The organism is Novosphingobium album (ex Hu et al. 2023) (genome assembly GCF_022832385.1).
Classification (GTDB): Bacteria; Pseudomonadota; Alphaproteobacteria; order Sphingomonadales; family Sphingomonadaceae; genus Novosphingobium; species Novosphingobium album.
In genome coordinates, this window is the sequence record NZ_JALHLE010000038.1 from 45324 (window position 1) to 53357 (window position 8034).

Annotated in this window: 7 protein-coding genes; 4 read left to right on the plus strand and 3 right to left on the minus strand. The window is 64.5% G+C overall.

Annotation, left to right across the window (positions count from 1 at the left end):
* From MTR64_RS18855 to MTR64_RS18865, 3 genes are read right to left on the minus strand one after another with little or no spacing between them, the layout of a single operon-like run.
* Complete coding sequence (locus MTR64_RS18855) at positions 1–1047, minus strand: homocysteine S-methyltransferase family protein (RefSeq protein ID WP_243996072.1); 1047 nt, start codon at positions 1045–1047, stop codon at positions 1–3.
* Positions 1047–1961: a methylenetetrahydrofolate reductase [NAD(P)H] gene (metF, locus tag MTR64_RS18860; RefSeq protein ID WP_243996074.1), complete on the minus strand. Its 915-nt coding sequence runs from the start codon at positions 1959–1961 to the stop codon at positions 1047–1049. The genes MTR64_RS18855 and metF overlap by 1 nt, the downstream gene beginning before the upstream one ends.
* On the minus strand, positions 1958–2965 hold the full coding sequence (locus tag MTR64_RS18865) for an ArsR/SmtB family transcription factor (RefSeq protein WP_243996075.1): 1008 nt from the start codon (positions 2963–2965) through the stop codon (positions 1958–1960). The genes metF and MTR64_RS18865 overlap by 4 nt, the downstream gene beginning before the upstream one ends.
* A gap of 168 nt (positions 2966–3133) precedes the next feature.
* Here MTR64_RS18865 and MTR64_RS18870 point away from each other — a divergent pair, with 168 nt between their 5' ends.
* From MTR64_RS18870 to MTR64_RS18885, 4 genes are all read left to right on the plus strand, one after another.
* Positions 3134–3304 carry a hypothetical protein gene (locus MTR64_RS18870; protein ID WP_243996077.1) on the plus strand — a complete coding sequence of 57 codons (171 nt, stop codon included), beginning with the start codon at positions 3134–3136 and terminating at the stop codon, positions 3302–3304.
* A gap of 234 nt (positions 3305–3538) precedes the next feature.
* Positions 3539–5194, plus strand: a complete 1656-nt coding sequence (locus tag MTR64_RS18875) for an NAD+ synthase (RefSeq protein WP_243996079.1) — start codon at positions 3539–3541, stop codon at positions 5192–5194.
* A gap of 184 nt (positions 5195–5378) precedes the next feature.
* A complete protein-coding gene (locus MTR64_RS18880; RefSeq protein WP_243996081.1) occupies positions 5379–6059 on the plus strand; it encodes a murein L,D-transpeptidase catalytic domain family protein in 681 nt (226 codons plus the stop codon).
* A 47-nt stretch (positions 6060–6106) separates the two neighbouring features.
* Positions 6107–7441 carry a glutamate--tRNA ligase gene (locus MTR64_RS18885; protein WP_243996082.1) on the plus strand — a complete coding sequence of 445 codons (1335 nt, stop codon included), beginning with the start codon at positions 6107–6109 and terminating at the stop codon, positions 7439–7441.
* Positions 7442–8034: the final 593 nt, after the last annotated feature.

Here is an 8034-nt window from a genome sequence, read left to right on the forward strand (position 1 = left end):
TCACGCAGCCATGATGAAGGGCTCGAGGCCCGCCAGCCGCGTTACCGGCTCCAGCACCGGAACCTTGCGCGGTTCCACGCCCGCGACGACCTTTGCCATCGCAGCAATGTGTGCTGGCGTGGAGCCGCAACAGCCGCCCAGCACGTTGACCTGCCCGGCGATGGCCCATTCCTTGACGAAGCCCGCCGTGGTGTCGGGCATCTCATCATAGGCGCCCAGTTCGTTGGGCAGGCCCGCGTTGGGGTAGATCATGATCAGCGTGTCGGCGATTTCGGACAGCGCCTTCACATGCGGGCGCAACTGCGTGGCGCCGAACGAGCAGTTGAGCCCCACGGTCACCGGCTTCGCGTGCCGCACCGCGTGCCAGAACGCCTCGACCGTGTGGCCCGAGAGGTTGCGTCCCGAAAGGTCGGTGAGCGTCATCGACAGCATGATCGGCACTTCGCGGCCGAGGTCTGCCTCGAGCTGCTTGACCGCCATGATCCCGGCCTTGGCGTTGAGCGTGTCGAACACCGTCTCGATAAGGATGAAGTCCGCCCCGCCTTCGACGAGCGCGGCGGCCTGTTCCTTGTAGACATCGACCAGCGTGTCCCAGTCGATCTCGCGGTAGCCCGGATCGTTGACGTCGGGGCTGAGCGAGAGCGTCTTGTTGGTTGGGCCGATGGCGCCCGCCACGAAGCGGGGGCGCCCGTCCTTCGCCTGATATTCGTCGGCAAGACGGCGGGCGAGCTGGGCGGAGGCGACATTGATCTCGCGCACGAGGTGTTCGGCGCCGTAATCGGCCTGGCTGATGCGGTTGGCGCTGAAGGTGTTGGTTTCGGCGATGTCCGCCCCGGCCTCGAAATAGGCGCGGTGGATCGCCTCGGGCACTTCGGGCTTGGTCAGCGCGAGGATGTCGTTGTTGCCTTTTTGCTCGTGGCTGAGGCCGAGAGTCCCGGCGTAGTCCTCTTCGGCGAGTTTCCAGTTCTGGATCTCGGTGCCGAAGGCGCCGTCGGTGATGAGGATGCGCTTGGCAGCCTCTGCGAAGAAGGATTCACGAGCCGACATTATGCGGTTTCCCCGGATTGCGGTTTTGGGCGAAGGCCGAGCAGCTGGCAGATCGCGTACGTCTGTTCGGCCTTGTTCAATGTATAGAAGTGAAAGTCGCGCACGCCGCCATCATAAAGGCGCTTGCACAAGTCCGCGGCGGCGACGGCGGCGACCAGCGCGCGCGGGCCGGGGCGTTCGTCCAGCCCTTCGAACATCGATTCGAGCCACGTCGGAATTTCCGTATTGCCCGACATGCGGCGGATCGCGGCGAAGCTCGTCACCGGCATGATGCCGGGCAGGATTGGCGCGGTAATGCCTGCGGCCAGCGCCTTGTCGAGGAAGCGGAAATAGGCGTCGGTCGAAAAGAAGAACTGCGTGATCGCGCGGCTGGCGCCAGCATCGATCTTGCGCTTGAGGTTGTCGAGATCGGCCTCGGCGCTCACCGCTTCGGGATGGACTTCGGGATAGGCGGCGACCGAGATGTCGAAGTCATGCCGCGCCTTGAGGCCCGCGACCAGATCCGCGGCGCAGGTATAGCCTTCAGGATGGGGCACGAACTTGCCGCCATCGGCCGGCGGCGGGTCGCCGCGCAGCGCGACGATATGGCGTACGCCGGCGTCCCAGTACTGGTCGACGATCTCGGCGATCTCGTCCTTGCTGGCGCCAACGCAGGTGAGGTGCGCGGCGGGCACCAGATCAGTCTCACGCACGATGCGGGCCACCGTTGCATGCGTGCGCTCTCGCGTGGAGCCGCCGGCGCCGTACGTCACCGAGACGAAGCTCGGGGCCAGCGGCGCCAGTTGGGTAATTGCGTCCCATAACTGCGCGTCCATCTTCTCCGTCTTGGGGGGGAAGAATTCGAAGGACACGGAAATGTCGCCCGGCACTTCTCCGAAAAGAGGATGTTCGGCCGGTCTTGGGGCAGCGGTCATGCGGATGTCGTCTTTCGTGGTTCGAAGGTCTTGCCGGTGTCGGCAGGCGCCGTGGCGCAATCGCGGCGCGCCGTCCAGATTTTCACAGTGAGCGGATCACCCGGAAGCGCAACGGGTGTGTCCGGACTCAGGCCCGCTTCGCCGAGCAAGGTAAGAATCTGCTCGTCAGAAAAGCCCAGGCGCGAGTGAGCGTGACGTTCGCGCAGTTCTTCACGATCGTGCGCGGCCAGATCGACTACCGCGATGCGGCCCGAGGGGCGCAGCACGCGCGCGGCTTCGGCCAGCACCAGGCCAGGGTCCTGCGCATAGTGGAGGACCTGGTGAAACAGCACGGTGTCGAAAGCGGAATCGCCGAAAGGTAGCCCGGTGAAATCGCCCTGCACCAGATCGACTTTGCCGGCGGGAAGGGCCTGCAGCCGTGCCCGGGCGATGCGAAGCATTTCCGGGCTTTTGTCGAGCGCGGTAACGTGAACCGCACGTCCGGCCAGCAACTCGGCCATACGGCCGGTGCCGGTGCCGACGTCGAGCAGCGCGCCGAGGCCTTGCCCGTCGAGCGAATCGAGCAAGGCCGTCTCCACCGGCCCGTCGGCACCATGCAGCAGGCGCAGCGTATCCCACTCTTCTGCATGGCGGGCAAAATAGGCTGCGGCACTGGCTTCGCGGCTCGCGCGAATCGCAGCGAGATGGCGCCGGTCCTCGGCGCAGCGTGCGGCGAATGATGCATCTTCCTGCTCGGCGACGGTAAGCAGACGGGCCGCCGCTGCGCCGAGCGGGCGGCTGCCCTGCTCATTGACGGCATTGCGCAGGAATACCCAGCTGCCTTCCTTGCGGCGTTCGGCGAGCCCCGCGTCGCAGAGGATTCGGATGTGGCGCGAGACGCGTGGCTGGCTTTGCCCGAGTACCTGTGCAAGCTCTCCCACGGCCAGTTCCATATGGGCCAGCAGACGCATGATGCGCAGGCGCGTCGGTTCCGAAAGGGCGCGCAGGAGGGGGTCGATCCGCATGGGAGATCATATAAAGATATCTTTATATGTGCGCAACCCCTAGGGATTCAGCGGGTTTTTGCCTCCATTTTTCCCGTTTGCGTTGCACCATAGTCTCGTCTAAAGAATGGCGCTGCAGGCTTGCCTGCAAGCGTTGGCCTGTGGGCCAAACAATGCAAGGGGATTCGCATGAAGAAGATTGCTTTCGCCGCGTTCGCGTCGGCTGCTGCTCTGTCGCTCGCCGCTTGCGGTGAGACTCCGGCTCCGACCGAGACCGAGTCTGTTGAGACCGCTCCGGAGGAAATGATGACCGGTGACGCCACCGACGCTCCGACCGAGGCTGCGTCCGAGGCGATGTAATCCGGCCAGGGGGCCGTTACGTGCCTTAGCGGCACACCGGCCCCCGCCGCTTTCCATCCAGTCCGGTTGCCGGATGAAATGGAGAGTCCGTCGAAAGGCGGACAGAAGCCCTCCCCAGCGGGAGGGTTTTTTGTATCTGCCGTCCGCGCGGATGCCTGGCCTTTTGTCTGTCTGTTCTAACTTCGCGGCGGGATTTCAATTGCATCGCGCAAGGCTGCCGGGCATCAAACTTGGATGCCTGATACGCTGAAGATTGCCCTCGCACAGCTCAACCAGTCGGTGGGGGATATTCCCGGCAACGCCCAGGGGGTACTTGCAGCACGCCAGCGGGCAAGGGGCACGGACCTCATTGTTTTTCCCGAACTGCACCTGATCGGCTATCCGCCCGAGGACCTGATTCTCAAGCCCTCGCTGATTGAACGCGCGGCGGCCGAATTGCAGAAGCTGGCGGAGGCCAGCGCGTCGGACGGCCCGGCCATGCTCGTAGGGTCAGCCTTCGTGCTTGATGGTGCGTTGCACAACGGCGTGGCGCTGCTCGATCAGGGCAGGATTGCCGCCGTCCGGCTCAAGCACGAGCTGCCCAACTACGGCACCTTCGACGAGATGCGCCTGTTCCAGCCGGGGCCGCTGCCCGAGCCGGTCATCGTGCGCGGCACCATGATCGGCGTGCCGGTATGCGAGGACATCTGGCAGCCCGAAGTGTGCCGCCATCTGGCCGACTTCGGCGCCGAAATGTTCGTGTGCATCAACGGCAGCCCTTACGAGATCAACAAGGATGCGCTGCGAATCGAGGGCGTGGCCAAGCGCCGCGCGGTCGATACCGGTCTACCGCTGGCCTATCTCAACCGTGTCGGCGGGCAGGACGAACTGGTTTTCGACGGCGCGAGCTTCGTGGTGAACGGCGATGGCGCGCTGGCGGTGCAGTGCCGCGACTGGGAGGAGCAGGTCGTCGAGACTGCCTGGACCAAGACCGCGCAGGGCTGGCGCTGCGATCGCGGCACCGTCGAGACGCTCGCGACCCATCCTGAGGACATCTACTGCGCCATGGTCCTGAGCCTGCGCGACTATGTGAACCGCAATGGTTTTCCCGGTGTCGTGCTGGGATTGTCGGGCGGGATCGATTCGGCGGTTTGCGCGGCCATTGCCGCCGATGCGCTTGGGCCTGACCGGGTGTGGGGTGTGATGATGCCTTCGCGGTTTACCAGCCAGGAGAGCCTTGACGATGCGGCGGCCTGCGCCGGGGCGCTGGGCATCCGCTACACGGTCATGCCCATCGGAGTGGCGGTCGACGGGTTCGACGCGATGCTGGGCGAAGCATTCGAGGGCACCAATCGCGATCTCGCCGAAGAAAATCTGCAGTCGCGCATTCGCGGCACGGCGCTCATGGCCCTGTCCAACAAGTTCGGACCGATGCTGATGACCACCGGCAACAAGAGCGAGATGAGCGTCGGCTATGCCACGATCTATGGCGACATGGCGGGTGGCTACAATCCGCTGAAGGACGCGTACAAGATGACGGTCTTCGCGATCGCCCGCTGGCGCAACCGCCATGTCCCGCGGATCGGTCTGGGTCCCGCAGGGCCGGTGATTCCCGAAAACGTGCTCACCAAGCCGCCGACCGCGGAGCTGCGCGCGGACCAGCGCGATTCGGACAGCCTGCCACCCTATGAAGTGCTTGACCCAATTCTCCTTGGGCTGGTCGAGCATGACAAGAGCGTGGAGCAGGTCGTCGCCGAAGGTTTCGACCGCCAAACCGTGCAGCGCATCGAGCGGCTGCTCCACCTTGCCGAGTACAAGCGCCGTCAGGCCCCTCCCGGCGTGAAGCTCACGGCCCGCAATTTCGGCCGCGACCGGCGCTATCCGATCACCCACGCCTTCCGCAGCGGCTAGGCGGCGTGGCGGAAGATCCAGTCCGCGAAAAGTTGCCTCAGGATCGGGGTTCTGAGACGAACTGTGTCTTGATTAAGGCCGGTCGCGGGCATTTGTGCGTCGCACAAACTCAACCTTGCTTGAAGTTTAACCATTGCTCCCTTAGCTTTTGGGGGAAGAGAGATAAAACCGGGATCGCTAGAAGATGGATGTGAGTCGTCGCTATTTTGTCGGCGGCGCGGTTGCGATGGTCGCGGGCGCGTCGGCATCGGGGGTCATTGCCAAGCCGGACAACAAGATCGTTTGGCCCAACACCACCACTCCCAGTGAACCTGCCGCACCGGCTGTACCGGCAGCGCCGAAACTGGCTGAACGTCCGCCCCTGCTGCAAGCGGCGTTGGCCGCGCTCGACAAGCACGGCTCACGCGTTGGCAACCGTCAGCGTATCGGCGTTGTCGATTTCACCGAGCATTCGAGCCAGAAGCGTTTCCAGATCGTCGATGTGGCGCACGGCGCGATTCTGGGGTCCTATCTTGTCGCGCACGGTCGCGGGTCCGACCCGCGGCATACCGGTTGGGTGGAGCGTCTGTCGAACCGGCCCGGCTCGAACGCATCGTGCCCCGGCAGTTTCGTGATCGCCAGCCGCTATTATGGCAAGCATGGTGTGTCGCGACGCCTGATGGGGCTCGATCCGGAAAACAATCTGGCGCTGGAACGCGCGATCGTGATCCACGGGGCCTCTTACGTCGACCGGAGCCTGATCAGTGCGCAGGGGCAGATCGGCCGCAGTCTGGGCTGTTTCGCAGTGGCGGAGAACGAGATCGCGGAAGTGATCAGTGAACTCGGCGAAGGCTGTTTGCTTTACGCATCGGAAGCGAGAGCCTGATCCGAACCCTTTGACGTAGCCGCCCGCGCACCGTAATCGCGCGGGCCATGACTGTTACCCGCTTTGCCCCTTCGCCCACCGGGCACCTGCATGTCGGCAATATCCGCACGGCGTTGCACAACTTTCTGCTGGCGAAACAGGCGGGCGGACGTTTCCTGCTGCGGATCGACGATACCGATGCCGCGCGCAGCCGCGAAGAATATGTCGTGGCGATCCACGCCGACCTGGCATGGCTGGGGCTTCACGCGGAAGGCGAGGAACGGCAGTCGGCCCGCTTCGATCTTTATGAAGCTGAATTCGAACGGCTGCAGGCGGCCGACCGTGTCTATCCCTGCTGGGAAACCCCGCAGGAACTGGAGCTTAAGCGCAAGGTCCTGCTCGGGCGTGGGTTGCCGCCGATCTACGACCGCGCGGCGCTTTCGCTGAGCGAGGATGACAAGGCCGCAAAGCTGGCTGCAGGCGAATTGCCCCACTGGCGATTCCTGCTCGACCGCGACGAGCCAATCGATTGGACCGACGGCATTCGCGGCGACCAGAAATTCGATCCGGCGATGATGTCCGACCCGGTGATCCGCCGCGCGGACGGATCGTGGCTCTACATGCTGCCGTCGGTAATCGATGATATCGCGATGGGCGTCACCGACATTCTGCGCGGCGAAGACCACGTCTCGAACACGGCGGCACAAGTGCAGATGTTCACGGCGCTCGGCGCAGGCGTGCCGCGCTTCGCGCACGAGGCACTGCTCGTTGGTACCGAGGGCAAGCTCTCCAAGCGGCTGGGCTCGCTGGGCGCCGCGCATTTCCGCGAGGCTGGAATCGAGCCACAGGCACTGGTGGCGCTGCTCGGGCGGCTGGGCACGTCCGATCCGGTCGATCCGGCGCTGGGGCTGGCCGACCTTGCCGCGCATTTCGACTTGTCCCGTTTCGGCCGCGCGCCCGCCCGGTTCGACGAGGTGGAACTGGAGCGTGTGAATGCCGCTGTGGTACATGGCATGCCTTATGCGGCAGTGGCGGACCGCCTGCCCGATGGCATGGACGAGGCGGCTTGGGATGCGGTGCGTCCCAACCTCACGCATGTGCGGGAGGCGGCGGACTGGTGGCAGGTGGTGACCGGCCCGGTCGATGCACCAGCCTTTTCCGAAGAGGACCGCGCCTATCTGGCGCAGGCGGCTGAAGCCTTGACGGATCTCGACTGGAGCGAGGGCGTCTGGAAGGCGCTCACCGAAGCGCTCAAGGCGTCCACCGGACGCAAGGGCAAGCCGCTGTTCCTGCCGCTGCGTCAGGCACTGACAGGCATGGACCATGGCCCCGACATGGGGGCGTTGCTGCCGCTGATCGGGCGGCAAAAGGCGGCGGAGCGTCTTCTCGCCGCGAGAGGTTAATTTGCGTTAGCTAAATTCTTGAGGTCTGAAATTTACCAATCGGTGAGAGATTGGCATTTCGGTCATCGGGACAGGAAACATGCAAGTCGCGGTCGTCAACGTCTCATGGGAGCCCGCGTCGTTCGCGCGGCCCGTTGTTGGCCGCCCCAAGGCTCGGATCTGTTCCAGTTGCGGCTACTGGGATGCCTTAGAACGGACCGGCGAGGAAAGTGCCGGGCTCTGCCGCCGTTTCGCTCTTGCACCCGGTTTTGACGCCTGGCCTATCACCGAATCTGCTGACAGGTGCTCCGAATGGTCGGAAGCGCGGCCGCGATAGAGACATCGCGCAAGGGCGCTTGACTGCGATCAAGGTGTTTGTGGCTGCCGCGATTAGTATTGCCAGGCGAAGACATGCGAGGAGGGCGCCGTTGGGCGCCGGATCCTGGCGAAAACGTTGAAGAGCTGACCCTTCGACCCGAAGGGCCGGGCCCCGCGCGGCGTGCAATGGGGGCACGCCGCGCGGGGCTTGTTTCCGGCTATTCCATGTACCAGCCGTGGCTGGCGATCAGCGACTGGCCGGTGAGCGCGTTTGTCTGGAACGCGGCGAAGAACAG

Bases quoted from the DNA above. Each gene is read 5' to 3' on its own strand.
- MTR64_RS18855 (WP_243996072.1), bottom strand. From the start codon at position 1,047: ATGTCGGCTCGTGAATCCTTCTTCGCAGAGGCTGCCAAGCGCATCCTC.
- metF (WP_243996074.1), bottom strand. From the start codon at position 1,961: ATGACCGCTGCCCCAAGACCGGCCGAACATCCTCTTTTCGGAGAAGTG.
- MTR64_RS18865 (WP_243996075.1), bottom strand. From the start codon at position 2,965: ATGCGGATCGACCCCCTCCTGCGCGCCCTTTCGGAACCGACGCGCCTG.
- MTR64_RS18870 (WP_243996077.1), top strand. From the start codon at position 3,134: ATGAAGAAGATTGCTTTCGCCGCGTTCGCGTCGGCTGCTGCTCTGTCG.
- MTR64_RS18875 (WP_243996079.1), top strand. From the start codon at position 3,539: ATGCCTGATACGCTGAAGATTGCCCTCGCACAGCTCAACCAGTCGGTG.
- MTR64_RS18880 (WP_243996081.1), top strand. From the start codon at position 5,379: ATGGATGTGAGTCGTCGCTATTTTGTCGGCGGCGCGGTTGCGATGGTC.
- MTR64_RS18885 (WP_243996082.1), top strand. From the start codon at position 6,107: ATGACTGTTACCCGCTTTGCCCCTTCGCCCACCGGGCACCTGCATGTC.